Origin of the sequence: Rodentibacter sp. Ppn85 (genome assembly GCF_001999335.1) — a bacterium.
Taxonomy (GTDB): Bacteria; Pseudomonadota; Gammaproteobacteria; order Enterobacterales; family Pasteurellaceae; genus Rodentibacter.
This window is the reverse complement of record NZ_MLHS01000040.1, coordinates 14378-36436: the sequence shown is the minus strand read 5'-3', so window position 1 is coordinate 36436 and position 22059 is coordinate 14378. Positions and strand designations below refer to the sequence as shown.

Below are 22059 nucleotides of genomic sequence, written 5' to 3'. Positions count from 1 at the left end.
ATTGTGATGAAGTTATCATTTTTTGAGTTTAGTTACCGTTTTCAAAATTCAAATTGCTATAATCCATAATAGTTAGATTTAGTTAATGAGGTTAGCATGAGCGAGATTGCAATCACTATTAGCCTCCTTGCCCTTGCTGCAGTTATTGGGCTGTGGATTGGACATTGGAAGATTAAAGGTGTCGGTTTAGGAATTGGCGGCGTATTATTTGGCGGAATTTTTGTTTCGCATTTTACCAGTAAGTATGGCTTACAACTGAATGTCGATATTCTGCATTTTGTGCAGGAATTCGGTTTAATTTTATTTGTTTATGCCATTGGGATTCAGGTAGGCCCCGGCTTTTTTTCCTCACTGAGGGAATCCGGTTTAAAACTCAATATCCTCGCTATTTTAATCGTATTCATCGGCTCGTTTTTTGTGTTCGTTTTACACAAAATAGCAAATGTGCCATTAGATATTGTTTTAGGCATTTATTCCGGCGCAGTAACAAATACCCCTTCTTTAGGTGCGGGTCAGCTGGTTTTAAGTGAATTAGGTATGTCACAAGCTACGGCAACTATGGGTACGGCATACGCCATGGCATATCCTTTCGGAATTTGTGGAATTTTACTTTCTATGTGGTTGATTCGTCTATTCTTTAAAATAAAAATTGAAGATGAGGCAAATCGTTTTAACAAAGAAAATGGGCATGACAAAGAAAATTTACACACTATTTCGGTGAAAGTCAGCAATCATAATTTACAGGGAATCACTTTAGTCGAGATTCCGGGATTTGATGATGAAGAAGTCGTTTGTTCACGATTAAAACGCGGAGACAGCGTTATCGTCCCCAAAGCCAATACTGAAATTCATCTTGACGATATATTGCATTTAGTCGGTGAAAGAAAAGCATTGAAAAAAATGCGCTTAATTATTGGTGATGAAGTGGATATGCCTCCCATTTCCAATAGTGGAGAAATTCGTGCCGAGCGTGTTGTTGTCACCAATGAAAAAGTATTGGGTAAAAAAATCCGCACGCTTCATGTTCACCAAAAATACGGTGTTGTCATTTCACGCTTAAACCGTGCAGGTGTGGAATTAGTGCCAAGTGGTAACAGTACGCTGCAATTTGGAGATGTGCTACATATGGTCGGACATGCCGATATGCTAAATCAAGCCATCTCCGTTATCGGCAACGCGCAACAGAAGCTTCAACAAGTACAAATGTTACCCGTATTTATTGGTATCGGCTTGGGTGTTCTACTCGGCTCCATCCCTTTTTATATCCCCGGCTTCCCTGTCGCCCTTAAACTCGGTTTAGCGGGAGGGCCGCTTGTTATCGCATTGATTCTTGCCCGAGTCGGTAGCATAGGGAAACTTTACTGGTTTATGCCGCCAAGTGCAAACCTTGCCTTACGTGAAATCGGTATTGTGCTTTTCCTTGCGGTTGTGGGTTTAAAATCCGGCGGTAATTTTATCGATACGTTGGTAAATGGTGCCGGGCTTGAATGGATGGGATATGGAATGTTTATTACCTTCATCCCGCTGATGATTGTTGGAATTATTGCACGCATATATGCCAAACTTAATTATCTCAGTATTTGCGGGCTACTCGCCGGTTCGATGACGGATCCGCCCGCTCTTGCCTTCGCTAATGAAATCAAAGAAGACAGTGGCGCAGCCTCACTTTCTTACGCGACGGTTTATCCGTTAGTGATGTTCCTGAGAATTATTTCACCGCAGCTACTGGCGGTATTGCTCTGGGTGGCTTAGGCCGATAAAAAAATGGGTTGCTTTTTTAAAGCAACCCATTTTACTCAGTAAAAGTGCGGTCATTTTTGATGTCGTTTTTATTTTACTAAACCGCCACTGGCTTGGAGATCCGCATGATAAGAGGAACGAACAAAAGGGCCGCAAGCCGCGTGCTCAAAGCCCATCGCATTAGCTTTGTCTCGGAACTCATCAAATTCCACAGGCGGAACATAACGTGCAACCGGAAGATGATGACGGCTTGGCTGTAAATACTGCCCTAAAGTGAGCATCGTCACGCCGTTATCGCGTAAATCTCGCATAACGTTTAAAATTTCTTCATTAGTTTCCCCCAAACCAACCATCAAACCCGATTTTGTCGGGATATTCGGGAACATTTCCTTAAATTCACGAAGTAATTTTAGCGACCATTCATAATCCGCCCCCGGGCGAATTTCTTTGTACAGACGCGGTACATTTTCTAAATTGTGATTAAATACATCCGGTGGATTCTCTTTTAGTTTTTCTAATGCTTGGGAAATACGACCACGAAAATCCGGTACTAAAATTTCAATTTTAATTCCCGGATTCAACGCTCGTACTTCTTTTACACAGTCTGCAAAATGCCCTGCACCGCGATCCGGCAAATCATCCCGATCTACGGACGTGATCACCACATATTTCAATTTCATATCTTGAATAGTTTCAGCGAGTTTACGCGGTTCTTCCGGATCGGGCGGTAAAGGTTTTCCGTGTGCAACATCACAAAACGGACAACGGCGGGTACAAATCGCCCCCAAAATCATAAAAGTGGCAGTACCATGGTTAAAGCATTCATGTAAATTCGGACAAGAAGCCTCTTCACAGACCGAGTGCAATCCATGGCGACGCATACCGTTTTTAATATCTTCAATTTTCAGTGAATTTGCCGGTAATTTAATTTTCATCCATTCTGGTTTTTTCAACAACTCTTGATTGGGATCAATATTTTTTACAGGAATAATGGAAGTTTTAGCAGCGTCACGATATTTGACACCTCGTTCCATTTTAAATGGCGTTGACATGATTCTTTCCTAAAGAAAAATGCCTAGAATAGGCATTTTTATTGTTAAATATTCGTTACATTATAGCCCAAAAGTTCGGCAAAGTGTTTAATTAATTTGGGGGAGACTTGATCTAATGTCGCCTCTTCTTTCGCGATAAAATCGGCAAGTTGGCACATTTCTAAACCGGCATAGCCACAAGGATTAATATAATGAAATGGCGTTAAATCCATATGGATATTGAATGCCAATCCGTGGAAAGAACAACCTTTACGAATACGCAATCCTAATGAGCAAATTTTCTTACCGTCAATATAGACGCCCGGAGCATCCGGTTTAGGGTATCCTTCAATACTGTAATCCGCTAAAGTTTTTACCACCACCTGCTCAAGTGCGGTTACTAATTGACGAACATTTAAGTCTTGATGGCGGCGAATATCAATCAACACATACATAATTTGCTGACCCGGCCCATGATACGTAATTTGCCCGCCACGATCGGATTGCACAACGGGGATATTAGAACTTTGCAACAAATGTTCCGGTTTTCCCGCTTGCCCTTGAGTAAATACCGCAGGATGTTCTACCAACCAGATCTCATCTGCGGTTTCAACATTGCGATTGTCCGTAAAACTTTGCATTTTATGCCAAGTTTCTTGATAATCCTGTAAACCAAGTTGGCGTACGATAAGTGGTAGTGTCGCCATACTAAATAACTATTTTCACACCTTCAACTTTAGCGAGCTCTTTATAGAGCGTTTCTACTTGCTCAAAGTTCTGTGCAACTACATCAATAGAAACAGAATTATATGTACCTTTACTACTGCGTTTTTCTTTAGGAATATAGTCCCCTGGGATATATTTTTGTACGACAGAAATTAAATCCTGTGCTAAATTTTCACGATTTATGCCTGCTACTTTAAAAGTCATTGCAGTAGGAAATTCCATTAATTCTTTCAATTTTTCGTAATCTTGTTCCGTTGCCATAATTCTTCTCTATGTTGAGTGAGACAAAGGGCAGATCCTAAGTCTGCCTTGTTTGAGGTAATAGGGTTCCTTTGTAAAATGGGGAAGTGCGGTTAAAATTCAAGAGGTTTTAGAAAAGACTTTTTATAGTTAAAACCAACCAATCCCAAGCATTGCCGAAAAATCCGCCTTCTTTAACTTCTTGCATTACTTGTAAGTTAACTATCGCAATATCCTTACCGTCAAGTTGATAAATCACTTTACCGACCACCTGACCTTTTGCTAAAGGGGCCTGTAAGTATTTATTATCTAGTTCGTAACGGGCTTTTACTTCAGCTTGTTTACCTTTTGGCACGGTAATAAAACTATCTAGCAACACGCCTAGCTTCACGCTGCTTTCATCGCCGTAATAAACCGGTTGCGCTGAAATTTCTTTATTCGCATCAAGAGTTTTTAAAGTTTCAAAATTCGCGAAACCCCATTGCAATAGTTTTTTACTTTCAACCTCACGCCCTTTATAAGTCGAAACTCCCATTACAACCGAGATTAAACGCATGTTACTCGGATTCGTCGCTGAAGCCGCTAGGTTATAACCGGCTTGGCTGGTATGACCGGTTTTCATACCGTCAACCTTCATACTTTTATCCCATAATAAACCATTACGGTTAGGCTGTTTAATTTTGTTAAAGGTGAACTCTTTTTCCGCGTAAATTTTATATTCTTCCGGTAGATCTCGAATAATATGCGCTCCGATAATCGCCATATCCCGCGCACTGGAATATTGGTTTGGATCATCCAAACCGTGCGGTGTAGTGAAATTTGTATTTTTTAACCCAAATTGTTGGACATATTTATTCATACTATCCACAAAATTTAATACTGTGCCGGAAATATGTTCTGCCAGTGCCACACAAGCATCGTTACCGGAAACAATAATCACACCTTTATTTAGATCGGCAACGGAAACCTGTTGATTTAAGTTTAAAAACATTTTTGACGAATCAGGGAAATTACGTCCCCAAGCACTTTCACCAATAGTCACCATATCGGAATTATGGATTTTGCCCTGTTTTAACGCTTGCCCTACCACATAGCTCGTCATCATTTTCGTTAAGGAGGCGGGATATTGGCGTTGATCGGGATTTAACGAAGCAAGTATAGCTCCTGAATTATAGTCCATTAAAATATAGGTTTGTGCATTCACTTCCGGTGGACTAATACCGTATTGCACATCCTGAGCCGAAACAACAGAGGATAACGCAATAATCCCTGAAAAAAATACTGTTTTTGTTAATTTAGTGCTTAGCTTTAACATTGAATTTCCTTTAATAACATCTTAATTTTTGTAAGTATAAACGACCAATGGATTTCCACTAGCCATTTTTTGTAATTTCATTTTTAACTGTGTAATCATCTGTTTATCTTCTATCGGTCCAAAATGAATCTCGTACCGACCGTCTCGATGATTTACTTGTAAATTTATATTATCAAGTGCCAAACGATTGATAATAGTATTTGCTTGATTTTCACTGTGAAAATCCAACATTTTTAGTTTATAGCGTTCTTTTGATCGGCTTCGCTCATTTACGAGTTTTTTTCGATATTAATGACAAGCCTCTCTGAGGCTGCTTTAGTCCTCGCATGTTTCGCAAGTGTTTTTGTCCCTGCACCGGAAATTTTGCCATTTGCCGCAACATGTAATGCCTCGACTTTCACCTGCCCTACACCACGGGCAATTAAACCGATTTCTTTCGCCGCGGTATAGGAAAGATCAATAATACGATCTCGAATAAAAGGGCCACGATCGTTAATACGTACAATGGTTTTCTTATTATTGCGTAAATTAGTAACTAAGACATAAGAATTTAGTGGCAAGGTTTTATGTGCTGCTGTGTAAAGATTAGCATTATAAAGCTCCCCACTAGAAGTACGGCGACCATGAAATTTACGGTGGTAATAGCTTGCCGTTCCATTTTTTGAATATTCTTTGGCGCTATTAAAGCTATACGTAGTGTAGGTTCTACCCTTCACCGTATAACTTTTTGGTGAACTAATCAATGTTGTACGAGTCAGATTTGCACCTTTAATCCCATACTGTTTCAGAGGATCATTTTGCGCTTGAGCCGGTAAAACGGTTAAAGCAGCAATAATCATAAGAGCAATCGCTTTTATAAGCCTTTTGAATTTCATACATGAATTTTCCAATAAATAAGTTGTATCTAAGAAAACTAAAACGTCAATTAGTTCCTATTTATAAATCTTGTGCGGTGTGTATGGATTGACATGATTAAGCCAAAACTCGCCATAATCGCCACATAGGAAGTGCCACCATAACTAAATAATGGCAATGGTACGCCCACTACCGGCAAAATGCCACTCACCATACCAATATTGACGAATAAATACACGAAAAAAATTAAAGTCGTAGCTCCCGCTAAAATTCTCCCAAAAGAGGTCTGTGCATTAACGGCAATCATTAAACCACGAACAATGATAAACATATAAATCACGATTAAAATGCCAAAACCTACCATACCATGTTCCTCACTCATCACGGCAAAAATAAAATCGGTATGAGGTTCAGGCAGAAATTCAAGTTGTGATTGTGTGCCTTGCATCCAACCTTTTCCCCATATTCCCCCCGAGCCGATGGCAATTTTCGATTGCAAAATATGATACCCGGCCCCGAGCGGGTCTTTTTCCGGATCTAGCAGGGTTAGAACCCGGGTGCGCTGATAATCGTGCATTAAATAAAGCCACATAACCGGAATAAAGCCAGCCAATCCCACGACAGCTGCAAGAATCAGCCACCAATTCATCCCCGCAAGAAAAACAACGAATAAGCCTGAGGCACTCACTAAAATTGAAGTACCAAGATCAGGCTGGATTGCGACCAACAATGTCGGCACAATAATCATCGCTATCGCAATAAAGGTTTCGCTTAATTTTGGCGGGAGCGGGCGGTTACCTAAATAAACCGCCACCATTAAAGGTACCGCCAGTTTCACAATCTCGGAAGGTTGGAAACGAATAAACCCCAGATCCAACCAGCGTTGTGCGCCTTTGCTGGTTGTTCCAATCGCATCCACCAAAATTAGCAATATTAAACCAACTAAGTAAAGATAAGGTGCTATCCGTTGATAAAATTTAGGCGGAAGTTGAGCTATCACTAACATTACCGTAAAACCAAGGAAGACCTGAATAATACGATTTCTAAACATGATTTCACTGCCGCCCGAAGCACTATAAAGCACTAACATACCGTAACCACTAATAGCAATTAGCCCCAGTAATAACCCAAAATCCAAATGTAACGGCTTCCATAAACGAAGCCAAACTGGTATTTTTTCTTCCATTATTCCGTTCCGTTTTCCATTAATGAGTTGTTAACCCCTTGAGGCTTATCCGCATTTTCTTTTTGTTCTATTTCAGGTAAACGTTTATTTAAGTAATAATCCATAATTTTACGCACAACCGGAGCGGCATTACTTGAACCGCCGCCAGCATTTTCTAAAATAATCGCTACCACCATTCTAGGGTTTTCATAAGGAGCATAAGCGGCAAACCAAGCATGATCATGAAGCTCTTTTTTTAAATCCGCCGCATTATATCTTTGGTTTTCTTTTAGACTGAACACTTGTGCCGTACCGGATTTTCCGGCAGCGTGATAATTTGTTCCGACAAAAGCCTTTCGCCCTGTTCCGGTAGCGGAATTCACCACATTAAACATCCCCTGCTTTGCAGCGTCCCAATAGGCTTGTTTCGGCTCGGTAATATCTTCATAAAGCCGTGGATCTTGATAAGGCTTAACCGTTACACCTTCAATAGATTTCATTAAATGGGGAGTATTTACTTTGCCGTTATTCACCAAAATAGCTATCGCTTTTGCCACTTGCAACGGGGTAGATGTCCAATACCCTTGACCAATCCCCACAGAAATCGTATCCCCTTGTACCCATTGACGTTTATAGCGTTTTTGTTTCCATTCCCGAGTCGGCATATTTGCTGAGGCCTCTTCGTTTATCTCGATTCCTGTCGGCATACCGAAACCAAAACGTTTCATCCACGAAGATAAACGATCAATGCCTAAATTATAAGCCACTTGGTAAAAGTAAGTATCGGAAGACTCCGTAATCGCTTTATTTAAGTCGGTGTAGCCGTGTCCTGCTTTTTTCCAATCACGAAAACGTTTTGTCGAATTAGGTAACATCCAATACCCCGGATCAAAAATCGTAGTGTTTTGATTAATAATATTCTCTGTTTGCGCCGCAACGGCAATAAACGGTTTCACGGTTGAAGCGGGTGGGTAAATCCCTTGTGTCGCACGGCTATAAAGCGGTCGGGCCGGATCTTCCAATAATGCTTTATAATTGGCAGTGGAAATGCCGTCCACAAATAAATTATTGTCATAACTTGGAGTAGAAACCATTGCCAACACGCTACTATCCTTCGGATCAAGCACAACTACCGCACCTGTTTGTCCGGCAAGTAAATCCGTAATATAACGTTGAAGGGCAAGATCGATGGTAAGATGAATACTTTGACCGGCCACCGCAGATTGTTCACGTAATTTACGGACCACTTTTCCACGATTATTAATTTCTACTTCTTCAAAGCCTGTTGTGCCGTGTAATTGATCTTCGTAATAACGCTCAATGCCTAATTTTCCCATATCATGAGAGCCGGCATAATTGGCAAATTTCTCGTCTTTTTTTAGTTTTTCAACATCTTTATCGTTAATTTTACCCACATAACCGAGGATATGCGCCATCATATCGCCATATAAATAATTACGTTTAAAATAAGGACGTACCTCAAGGCTTGGAAATTGATATTGGTTTACCGCAAAACGGGCAATTTGCTCCTCTGTTAAATTAGGTTTGAGCATAACAGATGTATAACGTGTGCCACGGCGGCGTTCTTTTTTGAAATTCTCAATATCTTCATCGGTTAAACCGACAACATAACGAAGTGCCTCAAAAGTGCGGTCTAAATTTTCAGTTTTTTCCGGCACAATGTATAAACCGAAAAAAGTCAGATTTTCAGCCAGCAATTCACCGTAGCGATCATAAATTAATCCACGGGTTGGCGGGACAGGCAGGAGTTTAATTCGATTGCCATTAGAGCGCGTTTGATAAGTATCAAAATTGATCACTTGGAGATGATAGATATTGGTAAATAGCACACCGGTGAGCACAAGAATACCAATAAACGCCACCAATGTTCGGCGGGCAAAAAGATTCCGTTCCGCTTTTTTATCACGAATCGGCTCATGTGTCGGGACAGCGAAAAATTTCTTTAAATTCATCTAAAATTGACCGCACTTTTACTCACGATGGTAGGGATGATTGGTTGTCAGTGACCAAGCACGATATAAACTTTCCGCCACCACAATACGTACCAACGGATGGGGCAACGTGAGAGGTGAAAGCGACCAACTCTGCTCTGCTGCGGCTTTGCATTCCTGTGAAAGTCCTTCCGGCCCGCCAATTAATAAACAAACATCCCGCCCGTCATTTTTCCATGCTTCTAATTGTTCGGCGAGTTTCGGGGTCGTCCAAGGTTTACCGGGAATATCAAGGGTAACGATTTTACTTTTTCCACAAGCTGCCAACATTGCCTTTCCTTCTTGCTCTAAAATACGTTTAATATCCGCATTTTTCCCACGTTTTCCGGCAGGAATTTCAATTAATTCAAAGGGCATTTCTTTAGGAAAACGGCGTTGGTATTCCTCAAATCCGTTAATTACCCAAGCCGGCATTTTTGTCCCTACCGCAATTAATGTGATTTTCACGAGTATTCCTCTTTAATCTCACCGGAAAATGACCGCATTTTACGCCCAAAGTTTCTCTAATTGATACATCTCACGTGCATCGCGTTGCATAATATGAACGATGGTTTGCCCCAGATCCAGCACTATCCAATCTGCTGTATTCTTTCCCTCTTCTCCAAAGGTTTCAACCCCGGCTTTCTTACATTCTGCAATTAAATTATCTGCCATAGCAGAAACTTGACGACTTGAAGTACCGGTGCAAATCACCATATTTTCTGTCACGGAAGATTTTTCCCGTACATCAAAATGCACAATATCCGTGCCTTTTAAATCGTCTAATTTATCCATTACAAATTCAACTAATGTCATTATTTTTCCTTACTAATAAAAGCGTGAAATTCTACCATTGAATAAGAGGAAGGACTAGGAAAAGGAAACAAAAAATCGGATAAAGATGAAAACAGTATTATCCAGCAAACACACAAAATAAAAAATTTATACAAAATATAGGGGTGAACCGCACGCGCTCCAGGACTATTAATATTGTGAACTACACAGTGTCTCCCTACGCACACACTGAAATGTCAGTTTTGTGCAACAGCAGCATAACGCCGGATCAAAACACATAAAAAAAACAACCGCACTTTACAAAGTGCGGTCATAAAATTCGTCGTTTTTTAGACGAAAAGTTAAATTGCCCACCCGCTGGCATAGAAAACAACCAACGCAATAGCAATGAGTACCGTGCCGAGATTTAAACGTTTAATATCGCCACTCACGATACGACCAATCACTAATGCGGCAAAACCAAGCATAATGCCGGTAACAATATTGGCTGTGAGTACAATGAATACCGAACAAATTAACCCGCTCATCGCCCCGACAAAATCCTCAAAATCCAATTTGCTTACATTGCTTAGCATTAATAACCCGACATACATTAGTGCTGGAGCCGTGGCATAATTCGGTACCAGGAAGGCAAGAGGTTGAAAGAAAAGCATCAATAAAAATAACACTCCGACCACAATAGCGGTAATCCCTGTTTTACCACCTACTGCGGTACCGGCTGCTGATTCAATATAGACTGCTGCGGGTGCCGTACCAAATAGCCCTGAGAATAAACTGCTGACGGAATCGGAAGTTAAGGCTTTCCCCCCATTGATGATTTGCCCGTCTTTATCTAATAAATTAGCTTGTCCCGCAACAGCACGGATCGTACCGGTCGCATCAAATACAGCGGTCATCACTAAAGCAAAAACAACAGGTAAAATAGCCGGCTGTAATGCCCCTTTTAAATCTAATTGTAAAAATAAAGAATTTTCACCAAAGGTGGGCATTTTGAAGACTTCACCGTTAAATTTTACGTTGGGATCAAAAATTAAACCAATGATAGTAATGGCGATGATCACCCATAAGATCCCGCCTTTCACTTGCATTTTTTCCAAGCCAACGATAAACGCTAAACCAATTAATGACATCATGACAGGAAATGAGGTGAAATTACCTAATTTCACCGGTAAACCGGCTTGATTACTCACCACTAATCCTACGCCGTTTGCGGCAATTAAAAGCAAGAATAAACCGATACCGATACCGGCACCATGAGCTATACTGGAAGGCAAATTGCGTAAAATCCAAGCACGAATACCTGTTGCAGAAATAAGAGTAAAGGCTACCCCCATTAAGAATACTGCACCCAACGCAACAGGAATAGAAACCCCTTGACCAATCACTAAACTAAATGCGGTAAATGCTGTCAGTGAAATAGCACAGCCAATCGCCATAGGTGCATTTGCCCATAAGCCGATTAAAATCGATCCTAAACCCGCCACTAAGCAAGTAGCAATAAATACGGATTCAGCCGGGAAACCCGCAGCACCGAGCATATTGGGTACAACAATCACAGAATACACCATAGCGAGAAATGTAGTTAAACCCGCAATAATTTCTTGACGAATAGTTGAACCACGTTTTTGCAATTCAAAGATTTTTTCTAAATTAGACATGTTGCCTCTAAAAATAAGTCAGAATTAGGGGCAATATTCTACCGAAAGAATATAATATGTAAACGTTTGCGTGAGTAAAGTGCGGTCGTTTTTTGCATGAAAATTTAGAGCGACAAAACCATGTAAAAACTGCTATACTTCCGCCGTTTTTAATTCTATTAAATAAGGAAAGACAATGGCTGATTTTAATCAAATCTTAACTCCTGGTGATGTTGATGCAGGGATTATCAACGTTGTAAATGAAATTCCAGAAGGCAGTTGCCACAAAATCGAGTGGAACCGTAAAGTCGCGGCATTCCAATTAGATCGCGTCGAACCGGCAATTTTTGCAAAACCAACCAACTATGGTTTTATTCCACAAACATTAGATGAAGACGGCGACGAACTGGATGTGTTATTACTGACCCGCCAACCGCTTGCAACTGGTGTATTCCTTGAAGCTAAAGTGATTGGTGTGATGAAATTTGTGGATGATGGAGAAGTGGACGATAAAATTGTCTGTGTACCGGCAGATGATCGCGATACTGGCAACGCTTACAATAGCCTTGCAGATGTGCCGGCTCAATTAATCAAACAAATTGAATTCCATTTCAACAATTATAAAGCGTTGAAAAAACCGGGTAGTACAAAAGTGACACACTGGGGTGATGTTGAAGAGGCGAAAGAAGTAATTCGCGAATCAATCAAACGTTGGAATGAACGCTAATTTCCCATATTTATACTAACAGACTAACGCCAATAGATTATTGGAATCAGTCCTTAATATTACTATCTGTTGAGGCAGCTTATAGGCTGCCTCTTCTTTATGGCGATTAATACATCCCTTCACGCTCTTCACGCGTGCTGATATAAATATTTTTTACTTGAGTATAAGCATCAAGCATCATTTTATGGGTTTCACGACCGATACCGGATTGTTTATATCCCCCGAACGGTGCGCCTGCCGGTAAGCGGTTATAACAGTTTACCCAAACCCGACCCGTTTCAAGTGCACGAGAAACACGTAGACAACGATTGATATTTTGACTCCAGATACCACCGCCTAAACCGTATTCGCTATCATTTGCCATTTTTATAACCTCTTCTTCGGTTTTAAATTTAATGACGGTTGCAACCGGTCCAAAAATTTCCTCCTGTGCAATTTGTGCTTGATTATTCGGTGCTTCAATCAATGTTGGGGCTAAAAATTCGCCTTTATCCAAACCTGCGTCCCGTAAGCGTTTTCCTCCTGTAATAATGCGGCAGCCTTCCTGTTCCCCAATTTTGACATAGTTTAAAATTGTCTCTAATTGACCGCCATTGACTTGCGACCCCATCTGAGTATCGTCTTCCCAAGGCAAACCAACTTTTACTTTTTTAAATTCTTCGGCTAGTGCAGCGACGAATTTATCGTAAATGCCCTCTTGAACAAAAATTCTGGAGCCGGCACAACATACTTGACCTTGATTGAATAAAATACCTTTTTGCGCCCCCTCTAATGCCTTATCAAACGGCATATCATCAAAGAAAATATTAGCTGATTTACCCCCTAACTCAAGGGTTGCCGGAATTAACATTTCTGCTGCGGCAACAGCAACATTACGCCCAATGGCAGTGGAGCCGGTGAAAGCTAATTTATTAAATCCTTTGTGATGCAACATATATTCTCCGGATTTACTGCCTCGTCCGGTAATGATATTTAGCACACCTTTGGGTAACAAATGATTAATTTTTTGAGCGAGAGACAATAGACTCAATGACGTGGCGCTAGACGGATGAATGACGATAGTACAACCCGCTGCCAACGCAGGTGCGATTTTCCACGCTGCCATTAAAAACGGGAAATTCCACGGAATAATTTGTCCGACCACACCAATCGGTTCACGCACTACCAAGGATAAATCTTCGCTATCCAGTTGATTTGCCGAACCTTCTTCTGCACGAATCACACCGGCAAAATAACGGAAATGATCCGAGGCTAACGGAATATCTACGGCTCTCGTTTCTCTAATTGGTTTGCCATTATCCAAGGTTTCTTGTAAAGCGAATAATTCTGCATTTTCATCAATAACATCGGCAATTTTATTTAATATTGCCGCCCGTTCGGTGACTGTCGTGTTTCGCCAAGTTTTAAACGCTTGTTGTGCCGCCGTAACGGCAGCATCAACATCTGCATCCGTCGCATCAACAAATTTCGCAAGTTCTTCCCCGTTTGCAGGATTATAAGAGGCAAGTAGTGTGCCGCCCATTTTCCATTCGCCGTTAATTAATAAACCATATTCTTGATCAAAAACATTTAGATTTTTTGCCATATGCTACTCCTTTAATTGTCATTGCCAACAGGCTGTTTTTCAGCACTTTTTATAATAGAGCCGAGCGTATTACCGATATACACCGATAAAATTGAATAAAATATAACTAACGCCTAAACATTAAATGTTTATCTAAGAGCCTGAAACCAACATCGGCTCAGACCTTTTAATACTATTAAAACGGATAAATTAAGGTTGTTATTCAGCCCAATATTTTTTCTTTGAAGTTTGCCCAATACCGGGATTAAAACTATTGGTAGGATCTAATTTTTTATAGAATTTATGTAACTCCGGTTTCGCTTCATATAAATGTCCTACATTGTGTTCGGCCGGGTACTGAGCCCCCCGCTGATCAAGTAATTTCAACATTTCGTGTTCCAATTTTACGCAATCAAACCCTTTTTTAACGATGTAGTCTTGATGGAAAACATGACACATAAAGTGCCCGTAATAAAGTTTATGGCTGATTTGCCTATCTATCTCTGTAGGAAGCTGTTCAAACCAGGATTTATCATTACGACGCAATGCAACATCAAGAGCGACAATATCTTCAACTTCTTTTTCGTGAATTGCACGATAGCGTACAGCGGCTGAGGCAACAGCAAAACGATGGAGCATAGCAGCCTGTGTTTCTATCGCATTACATTCAAAATATCCGCCTTTTTGACTATCTCTAAAATAATCTTTTAAGAAGACACGGGCTTCATTCACGCCTTGCCCTCCCATTTTAATAATCAAATGATGTTCATAACGATCCCGATACTGCCATAAACTTTTTGGTAAATGTTCCGGTAATACTTTTGAAACCGATTGTAAAAATTTATCGCTTAAGTGGTGTGGTAAAAGTGAAACTTTCTTAGCTAAACGATCAACATTCGCTTTTAAGGCAAATAACTTAGGTAGCCAATGTGTACCAAATTTTTTGATAACCCAAAACGTATCTTTTCCATAACGGGCGGCAACATCAAACGCATCTCTATGAATATATTCACCCGAAATCGGTAACTGTTCAAAATTCGCTAACATTTGACGACGAATATCATTAAGAACATCCGTTTGGTTAGTACCAATGTAAAAAACCGCTGTTTCACTTTCGAGTGGAAAAGTATCTAAACGAACAGCAAAAATCGCCAATTTACCCGCACTACCGGAGGCTTCATAGTGACGGGCAGGATCGGCGTTAAAACGAGCCGGCGAGTTTTCATCAATTTGACGAACATGATTGCAATAGCTGTGATCATGTCCTTTTCCGCAATCTTGAGTAATATCTTTCTGTTGATAATGATGCCCTTGCAAATTGGTTAAAATTTCTTCCGGCGTACTCCCTAAATCTATGCCAAGATGATTTTTTAGTTCCAATTCACCCTGTTCATTTAACTGAGCGTAAAGTGCCATTTCAGTATAAGCCGGTCCACGTTGAACCAATGCACCGCCTGAATTATTACAAATTCCCCCGATAACGGAAGCGCCAATGCAAGAAGAACCAATCACCGAATGAGGCTCACGCCCGTGAGGTTTCAACTTATTTTCCAGTTCATTTAAAGTAGAACCCGGCAGACAAACTACTTGAGAGGCATTATTAATCAATTGAATGCCATCAATTCTCATAGCATTGATGATGACAATCTCACGATCATAATCATTGCCGTTTGGCGTTGAACCTCCGGTTAATCCCGTATTGGCAGCTTGGTTAATAATAATCACATCCTGTTCTACACAGACTTTCAACACCTGCCAAAATTCAAGTAAGGTTGCAGGTTTAACAACTGCAACTGCATTTCCCGAACCGAAACGGTAGCCGCTACGATAAGCCTCCGTTTTTGAAGGCTCTGTAATAATGTACTGCGTACCAACAATTTTTGTGAGTTGAGAAATAAGTTGATTCATAGATATTTGTAACACTCATGTTAAAGAATTATTTCTACTTTATATACTTCGACAAGAAATTATGCTAGTGCCAAAAGGTCGTTTTGTGACAAATATCACATAAAAGTGCGGTCAAAATAGATCCGTATTTTGAGATGAAATAGTGCTATAATCGGCAACAATTCCAAGTCTATGAAAAGGAGTCAAAGATGGCAATTTTAGTCACTGGCGGTGCCGGCTATATCGGTTCGCATACGGTTGTCGAATTATTAAATGCAGGCAAAGAGGTTGTCGTATTAGACAATCTTTGTAATTCATCACCTAAATCCCTTGAGCGTGTAAAACAAATCACAGGTAAAACAGCGAAGTTTTATGAAGGCGATATTTTAGATCGAGCATTGCTGCAAAAAATCTTTGCCGAAAACACCATTCATTCGGTGATTCACTTTGCCGGCTTAAAAGCGGTGGGTGAAAGCGTACAAAAACCGGCGGAATACTATATGAACAATGTTGCCGGTACAGTTGTATTGCTACAAGAAATGAAAAAAGCGGGAGTATGGAATTTTGTGTTTAGCTCTTCCGCTACCGTATATGGCGATCCTCAAATTATTCCCATTACCGAAAATTGCGAAGTGGGCGGCACGACCAATCCTTACGGCACATCAAAATATATGGTTGAACAAATTTTACGTGATGTAGTTAAAGCAGAGCCTCGGTTCAGTATGACGATTTTGCGTTATTTCAATCCAGTAGGAGCACATTCAAGCGGTTTAATCGGCGAAGATCCAAACGGTATTCCAAATAATCTATTACCTTATATCAGCCAAGTGGCGATCGGTAAACTCGCACAGCTTTCCGTTTTCGGTAGCGACTACGATACTCACGACGGCACGGGGGTACGGGATTACATTCATGTGGTTGATTTAGCGATTGGGCATTTGAAAGCTCTTCAACGCCACGAAGATGATGCAGGTTTACATATTTATAATCTCGGAACCGGTCACGGCTATTCCGTATTGGATATGGTGAAAGCCTTTGAAAGCGCCAACAATATTAAAATCCCTTACCAATTAACGGATCGTCGTCCGGGTGACATTGCCACTTGTTATTCGGATCCAAGTTTAGCGGAGAAAGAATTAGGCTGGACTGCCGAGCGCGGACTTGAGCAAATGATGAAAGATACATGGAATTGGCAGAAAAATAATCCGCAAGGGTACAGAGACTAATTTTCCGTTTTTAAATATCATCTTATGGTAGTACGGGTAAGGAAACTCGTGCTGCCAAAATTATTACTAAAATTAACCGCACTTTATGCCGAATTCTCTGCTTTCACAAATTTTTACACGTAAAATGTTAATTTGCGTGTTTACCGGTTTCAGCTCCGGTTTGCCCTTATTTGTTTTATCGCAAATGTTACCCGTGTGGCTGACAGATAAGCAACTTTCTGTCGAATTAATCGGAGCGGTGACCGGTGTAATGCTACCTTATGGGTTAAAATTTTTATGGGCCCCCTTGTTAGATCGCTATTTCCCAAGTTTTTTAGGTCGCCGCCGCAGTTGGCTTCTTATTTCGCAAGTTATCTTACTCATTTTACTTTATGTTATCAGCCTTTTTGATCCTATCTCTCAGTTAAGTATTGTTGCTAACATTGCTTTATTAATTGCATTTTTTTCCGCAACACAGGATATCGTGCTTGATGCCTATCGCCGTGAAATTTTAAGTGATCACGAGCTTGGTTTAGGCAATACTCTTCACATTAATGCCTACCGAATAGCGGGTTTAATTCCTGGCGGGCTTTCCCTTTACCTTGCCACACTCTATCCATGGGAAACCGTCTTTTTATGGACCGCACTTTGTATGTTGGCGGGGATTTTTATGACATTATTTCTCGCCAAAGAACCCAAACCGGACTCCCCTAAAAATAATAGCCAGCCGTTCTATCAAACATTTTGGATTCCTCTACAAGAATTTTTCCAACGTAAAGGAATTGCACAAGCGATCGGTTTTTTACTATTTTTATTTCTATATAAATTTGGCGATTCTTTTGCCACAACACTGCAAACCAAATTTATCTACGATATGGGATTCGGCAAAGAAGATATTGCTCTGGTAGTTAAAACAACCTCACTTTGGGCGGGCATTTTATCGGGGCTTGCCGGTGGGGTAATTATGTTGAAACTAGGAATCAATCGAGCGTTATGGTTATTCGGTTTCGTGCAAATGATCACTATCGGCGGATTTATTTGGTTAGCTAACTTCGGGCATTTTGACTACATCACATCCGCCGAATTATGGAAATTAGGTGTCGTCATTGCCGCAGAATATGTCGGTGTAGGTCTTGGCACTGCTGCCTTTGTTGCTTTTATGGCTTGTGAAACCAATCCGCTTTACACAGCGACCCAACTCGCCCTTTTCACTAGCCTTTCAGCCTTACCAAGTAAAGGATTAGGAATGCTTTCGGGCTATGTTGTCAGTGCGGTGGGATACTATGATTATTTTTGGATCTGCTTATTTTTGGCGATTCCAGGCATGATTTGTTTGTTTTGGGTTGCGCCTTGGAATGCGAAGCAATAAAAAGTTTGTACTGTTTTAAAAAATGTAATTAAATCACTCATCAATACCAGCCATTTTCTTATTAAGGGCAGAGATTGTTTTTGACACGCCCCAAATCCCCAAGAAACCAATAGGAATAAAGGGAATAAAACTAATAATTAGGACAATCAATTGCCATTTTTTCTGTGTCATAGTAAATGCGATTGCGCAGAAAATACCGACTAACCAAGGGATAACGATAAAGGCAATGATTATTTCGATATCAAAATATCGGGAGTATTCATCAATACTAATAAGACTTAAAGTAATATTGATAAAAAAGCTTATCCATACGGCAGCATGTAATTTAATGGGTGAATTCATTTGTTTTTTCCTCTTTAATGTAGTGATTGATTGACATTAATTCTTTTACCAGTTCGTCCCGTTGCTCTTTTTGTACTGTATTTAGAACCAACTTTTCCTTTTTATTGGTTTTAAGATGAAAGATTAAGTTGCCTTTTTTATTTTCAACGGACTGAATATCATCATATTTGATGTATTTGGTTGAGCTTAGCGGGGCGGATTTTATTTGAATATGGTTATTCATTAGTGAAATGATAGGTTTATTTAATATACTTAGCTGGAAAATACCTAAAATAGTATTTATCACGCCAAAGATTAAAAATATCTGTTGATTTATAAATCCGAGGAAAATTAATAATATTCCAGAACCAAATGTTATCCACATATTTAATTTAACTAGCGAAGAACGATGGAAATGTTTTTCCGATAAATTTTGCATAAGACTCCAAAGGTTAAAGTGACTTGAAGGTGATGAATTGTAACACAATAAGATGTAAAAATATTATATCAAATCAACAAATTAATTCTTAATAATAACTTTAATCAAAAATTGTTGATTTTTTCATTAAATGTTATAAAAAATTTGACCTAACTTCGCTTTATCAGTATCTTAATCGGGTTTATTTAGTCACGGAGATTTCTATGAAAATTATTCTTTTAGGCGCGCCGGGTGCAGGCAAAGGCACACAAGCGCAATTTATTATGAAAAAATTTGGCATTCCGCAAATTTCAACGGGCGATATGTTTCGTGCAGCTATTAAAGCAGACACCGAACTTGGCAAACAAGCCAAAGCGTTAATGGACGAGGGAAAATTAGTACCTGATGAATTAACCGTAGCATTAGTAAAAGATCGCATTGCCCAACCGGACTGTGCAAACGGTTTCTTGTTAGACGGTTTCCCCCGCACTATTCCACAAGCAGATGCCTTAAAAGAGTCAGGTGTGAAAATTGATTATGTTTTAGAATTTGACGTACCTGATGAAGTGATTGTTGAACGTATGAGCGGTCGTCGTGTACACCAACCCTCCGGCCGTTCTTACCACGTTGTCTATAATCCGCCGAAAGTGGAAGGAAAAGATGACATTACCGGTGAAGATCTCATTATCCGTGCAGATGATAAACCGGAAACCGTGTTGGATCGTTTAGCGGTTTATCACAAACAAACCCAACCTTTAGTGGATTATTATCAAGCAGAGGCGAAAGCGGGTAACACACAATATTTCCGTCTAGACGGCACACAAAAAGTGGAAGCCGTAAGCCAGGAATTAGATAAAATCTTAGGCTAAAAGCCCCAAATTCAACCGCACTTCAATGAAAAGTGCGGTTGCTTTCTTGTTTATTTTCAATATTAAATTGAGGGCAATATGAGTAAAAGAAAAAAAATCACCTTAACGCTTGCCACAATCCTTGCTATCGTCGGCTCTGCGGCACAAATTTATACTAACCATAAAGTGGATCAAGTATTACAAAAATTCCCTTATTCTTTAGATAACCAAGCAATGCTATCTATCACGGAAACCAATAAAAATTTCTTTAGCAGAGATCTGACTTTTAGTATTCGAGATGATGCAGCTCAAAATACTGACATTATTTCCACTAAATTAACAACATTGCCTTTCTTTATTACGGCGGAATCCAAATTTTCCGATCAACTTATACGAAAATTAAATAAAACGTTAAATATCACCATTGATAAAAGCACTATTAATAGTAAATTTTCACCGGTTGGCGACTATTTACAGTCTAGTATACTGGCAGAATTTCGTGATTTTGCCAATAAACCGCAAAACATGGCTATCGAATTAAATTTCCTAAACAATAAAGAAATTGAATTAAAAGGAGATCTAACCGGTTTTAACTATGACAACGACAGCAAATTAAAAAAACTTGAGGGAAAATTTCATCTTATTCCTGTAACGCCAAGTCAATATGACTTAACACATATCGAATTAACCGCTGAGAATGCCGAGCTTGCACTATTAAATGGTGAAAATACACGCTTACAATTAAAAAATACCACCTATAAATTTCATACTACGCAACAAGAAAATAACACGGCAAAACGTAATTTAATGACCAAATTTAGCAGTGATATTTTGCGTATATCCAATAAAAATCGTACGACAGAAGAAAGCCAAACAACATTTGACGGATTAAATATCAACCTAAATCAACAGGGTGTACCAAGTGCGGTCAATTTTTATAATGAATTTAAAAAACTTGAAAGCAACAATCAAAGTATCAAAGCCGGAGCAAATTTACTTCGTGCAATCCTGACTCAGAATGATGCTTTTGATGGCAAACTTTCCGTCATTTCAGTGAATGCCCCGAAAAATCAAAAAACCTACTTCAATTTACAAAATGGGGAGTTGATACTGCAATTAAACAATCAAGATCTCACAAAAGCTGAGGGAAATTTTAAACTGAATGTAGAAAGCGTGAAACAAACGCCCGAGGAAAAATCCCAAAAATGGGAAGCTAAAGAGGGAAAACTCGCAATTCAATTCACTGATTATAATCTTGCCAATGAACTGGCATTTCTACCGTTTTGGCTAGACAGTCAAGCAGTAAAAGAACCGCCTGTTAAAGATAATAAAGATTTTACTTATTTAAAAGAAAAATGGGTGAAAGAGTTTAGTGAAAATTCGAATATGGATTTTTCATTACGTAGCTTAGATCTATTTGGCAATAAAATAACCGAGCTAACATTTAATAATAAATATGAATCGTTGGAAAATGATCAACATAATGCAAGTTTTACGCTAAATACAAAGAAAATTAGTGTACCAGAACAAGCTATGCAAATTGAGAATTTGTCGATTTCTATTCCACTAAAAGGGCATGAGCATAGATCATATTTGTCTTCGATGTTTTGTTTAGGCGATTATTATACGCTTTGTCAGGCTTATTTAACAAAATCAACACAAGAAAAATATTTGAACAATGCATTGCGAGATCTTAATTTTATTTTAAATAATGCCAATGTAAGCTTTAATCTCAACACATTGCCTGAAACAAAAGCCTATCCGGTAAAATTTGAATCCACTGGTGTGATGAATAAAGCACCGAAAGAAGCAAAATCATCACATGATTGGTCTTTATTAAATAGAGTAAAAGGTTTATTAACGGTTTCCTTTGATAAAGGGTTAGTTGAAATTCCGGATGAAAAAACAAGTAAGATTAAAGAACAAAGTTCATTCTGGCATATGATTCAAAGTGAAATAAAACCGTATGACACTGTTCTTCCTCCTTTTGTAGCGGAAGGTAAAAATTATGTGGCTAAGTTTGAAAAAAATGACAATGGCTATTTCATTAATGGGATACCCTACGAGGAGATCGAGCGAGAACTTTTGATGGAACAAGCCTCCCCGGAAAGTGAACTTTCAAACTAATAGAACGCCCATATTTAGTGGGCGATTTCTTTTTCCACTCATAAAAAACCTTGCGAAAACCAACCGCACTTTTCCTTTACAAATAATGAAATCCGCCT

19 protein-coding genes and 1 pseudogene are annotated in these 22059 nt (G+C 39.5%); 6 read left to right on the top strand and 14 right to left on the bottom strand.

All coding sequences use genetic code 11. The annotated features are described in order from the left end of the window. Positions 1-96 precede the first annotated feature (96 nt). The gene (locus BKL51_RS07535) at positions 97-1752 is read left to right on the top strand and encodes a putative transporter (RefSeq protein ID WP_077466100.1); all 1656 of its coding nucleotides are present in this window, start codon (positions 97-99) and stop codon (positions 1750-1752) included. A 77-nt stretch (positions 1753-1829) separates the two neighbouring features. Here BKL51_RS07535 and lipA read toward each other — a convergent pair whose 3' ends face one another. From lipA to BKL51_RS07485, 10 genes and pseudogenes are all read right to left on the bottom strand, one after another. After that, positions 1830-2792 (bottom strand): lipoyl synthase, encoded by a 963-nt coding sequence (gene lipA, locus BKL51_RS07530; RefSeq protein ID WP_077466099.1) that lies wholly within the window; start codon positions 2790-2792, stop codon positions 1830-1832. 44 nt (positions 2793-2836) lie between these two features. After that, positions 2837-3478: a lipoyl(octanoyl) transferase LipB gene (lipB, locus tag BKL51_RS07525; protein WP_077466098.1), complete on the bottom strand. Its 642-nt coding sequence runs from the start codon at positions 3476-3478 to the stop codon at positions 2837-2839. A gap of 1 nt (position 3479) precedes the next feature. Then, positions 3480-3758 (bottom strand): DUF493 family protein YbeD, encoded by a 279-nt coding sequence (gene ybeD, locus BKL51_RS07520; protein ID WP_077466097.1) that lies wholly within the window; start codon positions 3756-3758, stop codon positions 3480-3482. 109 nt (positions 3759-3867) lie between these two features. Continuing rightward, positions 3868-5052 carry a serine hydrolase gene (locus tag BKL51_RS07515; RefSeq protein WP_077466096.1) on the bottom strand — a complete coding sequence of 395 codons (1185 nt, stop codon included), beginning with the start codon at positions 5050-5052 and terminating at the stop codon, positions 3868-3870. 21 nt (positions 5053-5073) lie between these two features. Beyond that, a pseudogene (locus BKL51_RS07510) lies at positions 5074-5927 on the bottom strand (septal ring lytic transglycosylase RlpA family protein). 50 nt (positions 5928-5977) lie between these two features. Further along, entirely contained in the window at positions 5978-7093 is a 1116-nt protein-coding gene (gene rodA, locus BKL51_RS07505) for a rod shape-determining protein RodA (protein ID WP_077466095.1), read from the bottom strand. Continuing rightward, positions 7093-9045: a penicillin-binding protein 2 gene (gene mrdA, locus BKL51_RS07500; protein ID WP_077466094.1), complete on the bottom strand. Its 1953-nt coding sequence runs from the start codon at positions 9043-9045 to the stop codon at positions 7093-7095. The genes rodA and mrdA overlap by 1 nt, the downstream gene beginning before the upstream one ends. Positions 9046-9063: 18 nt before the next feature. After that, complete coding sequence (gene rlmH, locus BKL51_RS07495; protein ID WP_077466093.1) at positions 9064-9531, bottom strand: 23S rRNA (pseudouridine(1915)-N(3))-methyltransferase RlmH; 468 nt, start codon at positions 9529-9531, stop codon at positions 9064-9066. A 39-nt stretch (positions 9532-9570) separates the two neighbouring features. Beyond that, positions 9571-9879, bottom strand: coding sequence for a ribosome silencing factor (gene rsfS, locus BKL51_RS07490; protein WP_077466092.1), 309 nt, complete (start codon positions 9877-9879; stop codon positions 9571-9573). 320 nt (positions 9880-10199) lie between these two features. Continuing rightward, positions 10200-11516 (bottom strand): NCS2 family permease, encoded by a 1317-nt coding sequence (locus BKL51_RS07485; RefSeq protein WP_077466091.1) that lies wholly within the window; start codon positions 11514-11516, stop codon positions 10200-10202. A gap of 175 nt (positions 11517-11691) precedes the next feature. On the opposite strand from BKL51_RS07485, the gene BKL51_RS07480 reads away from it, so the two are divergent. Further along, positions 11692-12222 carry an inorganic diphosphatase gene (locus BKL51_RS07480; protein ID WP_005695476.1) on the top strand — a complete coding sequence of 177 codons (531 nt, stop codon included), beginning with the start codon at positions 11692-11694 and terminating at the stop codon, positions 12220-12222. A 106-nt stretch (positions 12223-12328) separates the two neighbouring features. On the opposite strand, the gene BKL51_RS07475 is transcribed toward BKL51_RS07480, so the two are convergent. Both BKL51_RS07475 and dld read right to left on the bottom strand, forming a co-directional pair. Next, positions 12329-13807 carry an aldehyde dehydrogenase family protein gene (locus BKL51_RS07475; RefSeq protein WP_077466090.1) on the bottom strand — a complete coding sequence of 493 codons (1479 nt, stop codon included), beginning with the start codon at positions 13805-13807 and terminating at the stop codon, positions 12329-12331. Between the two features lie 198 nt (positions 13808-14005). After that, positions 14006-15700 carry a D-lactate dehydrogenase gene (gene dld / locus BKL51_RS07470; RefSeq protein ID WP_077466138.1) on the bottom strand — a complete coding sequence of 565 codons (1695 nt, stop codon included), beginning with the start codon at positions 15698-15700 and terminating at the stop codon, positions 14006-14008. 182 nt (positions 15701-15882) lie between these two features. Between dld and galE the strand changes: the two genes are divergently transcribed. Continuing rightward, the gene (galE, locus tag BKL51_RS07465) at positions 15883-16899 is read left to right on the top strand and encodes a UDP-glucose 4-epimerase GalE (protein WP_077466089.1); all 1017 of its coding nucleotides are present in this window, start codon (positions 15883-15885) and stop codon (positions 16897-16899) included. Between the two features lie 124 nt (positions 16900-17023). Then, positions 17024-18247 carry an MFS transporter gene (locus BKL51_RS07460; protein WP_077466137.1) on the top strand — a complete coding sequence of 408 codons (1224 nt, stop codon included), beginning with the start codon at positions 17024-17026 and terminating at the stop codon, positions 18245-18247. A 33-nt stretch (positions 18248-18280) separates the two neighbouring features. Here BKL51_RS07460 and BKL51_RS07455 read toward each other — a convergent pair whose 3' ends face one another. Beyond that, positions 18281-18589 (bottom strand): ABC transporter permease, encoded by a 309-nt coding sequence (locus BKL51_RS07455; protein ID WP_077466088.1) that lies wholly within the window; start codon positions 18587-18589, stop codon positions 18281-18283. Further along, entirely contained in the window at positions 18573-19007 is a 435-nt protein-coding gene (locus tag BKL51_RS07450) for a hypothetical protein (protein ID WP_077466087.1), read from the bottom strand. The genes BKL51_RS07455 and BKL51_RS07450 overlap by 17 nt, the downstream gene beginning before the upstream one ends. Before the next feature lie 203 nt (positions 19008-19210). Here BKL51_RS07450 and adk point away from each other — a divergent pair, with 203 nt between their 5' ends. After that, positions 19211-19855 (top strand): adenylate kinase, encoded by a 645-nt coding sequence (gene adk, locus BKL51_RS07445; RefSeq protein ID WP_077466086.1) that lies wholly within the window; start codon positions 19211-19213, stop codon positions 19853-19855. A gap of 78 nt (positions 19856-19933) precedes the next feature. Further along, entirely contained in the window at positions 19934-21961 is a 2028-nt protein-coding gene (locus BKL51_RS07440) for a hypothetical protein (protein WP_077466085.1), read from the top strand. Positions 21962-22059: the final 98 nt, after the last annotated feature.

Coding starts and splice junctions, on each gene's coding strand:
- BKL51_RS07535 (WP_077466100.1), top strand. CDS start 97: ATGAGCGAGATTGCAATCACTATTAGCCTCCTTGCCCTTGCTGCAGTT.
- lipA (WP_077466099.1), bottom strand. CDS start 2,792: ATGTCAACGCCATTTAAAATGGAACGAGGTGTCAAATATCGTGACGCT.
- lipB (WP_077466098.1), bottom strand. CDS start 3,478: ATGGCGACACTACCACTTATCGTACGCCAACTTGGTTTACAGGATTAT.
- ybeD (WP_077466097.1), bottom strand. CDS start 3,758: ATGGCAACGGAACAAGATTACGAAAAATTGAAAGAATTAATGGAATTT.
- BKL51_RS07515 (WP_077466096.1), bottom strand. CDS start 5,052: ATGTTAAAGCTAAGCACTAAATTAACAAAAACAGTATTTTTTTCAGGG.
- rodA (WP_077466095.1), bottom strand. CDS start 7,093: ATGGAAGAAAAAATACCAGTTTGGCTTCGTTTATGGAAGCCGTTACAT.
- mrdA (WP_077466094.1), bottom strand. CDS start 9,045: ATGAATTTAAAGAAATTTTTCGCTGTCCCGACACATGAGCCGATTCGT.
- rsfS (WP_077466092.1), bottom strand. CDS start 9,879: ATGACATTAGTTGAATTTGTAATGGATAAATTAGACGATTTAAAAGGC.
- BKL51_RS07485 (WP_077466091.1), bottom strand. CDS start 11,516: ATGTCTAATTTAGAAAAAATCTTTGAATTGCAAAAACGTGGTTCAACT.
- BKL51_RS07480 (WP_005695476.1), top strand. CDS start 11,692: ATGGCTGATTTTAATCAAATCTTAACTCCTGGTGATGTTGATGCAGGG.
- BKL51_RS07475 (WP_077466090.1), bottom strand. CDS start 13,807: ATGGCAAAAAATCTAAATGTTTTTGATCAAGAATATGGTTTATTAATT.
- galE (WP_077466089.1), top strand. CDS start 15,883: ATGGCAATTTTAGTCACTGGCGGTGCCGGCTATATCGGTTCGCATACG.
- BKL51_RS07460 (WP_077466137.1), top strand. CDS start 17,024: ATGTTAATTTGCGTGTTTACCGGTTTCAGCTCCGGTTTGCCCTTATTT.
- BKL51_RS07455 (WP_077466088.1), bottom strand. CDS start 18,589: ATGAATTCACCCATTAAATTACATGCTGCCGTATGGATAAGCTTTTTT.
- BKL51_RS07450 (WP_077466087.1), bottom strand. CDS start 19,007: ATGCAAAATTTATCGGAAAAACATTTCCATCGTTCTTCGCTAGTTAAA.
- adk (WP_077466086.1), top strand. CDS start 19,211: ATGAAAATTATTCTTTTAGGCGCGCCGGGTGCAGGCAAAGGCACACAA.
- BKL51_RS07440 (WP_077466085.1), top strand. CDS start 19,934: ATGAGTAAAAGAAAAAAAATCACCTTAACGCTTGCCACAATCCTTGCT.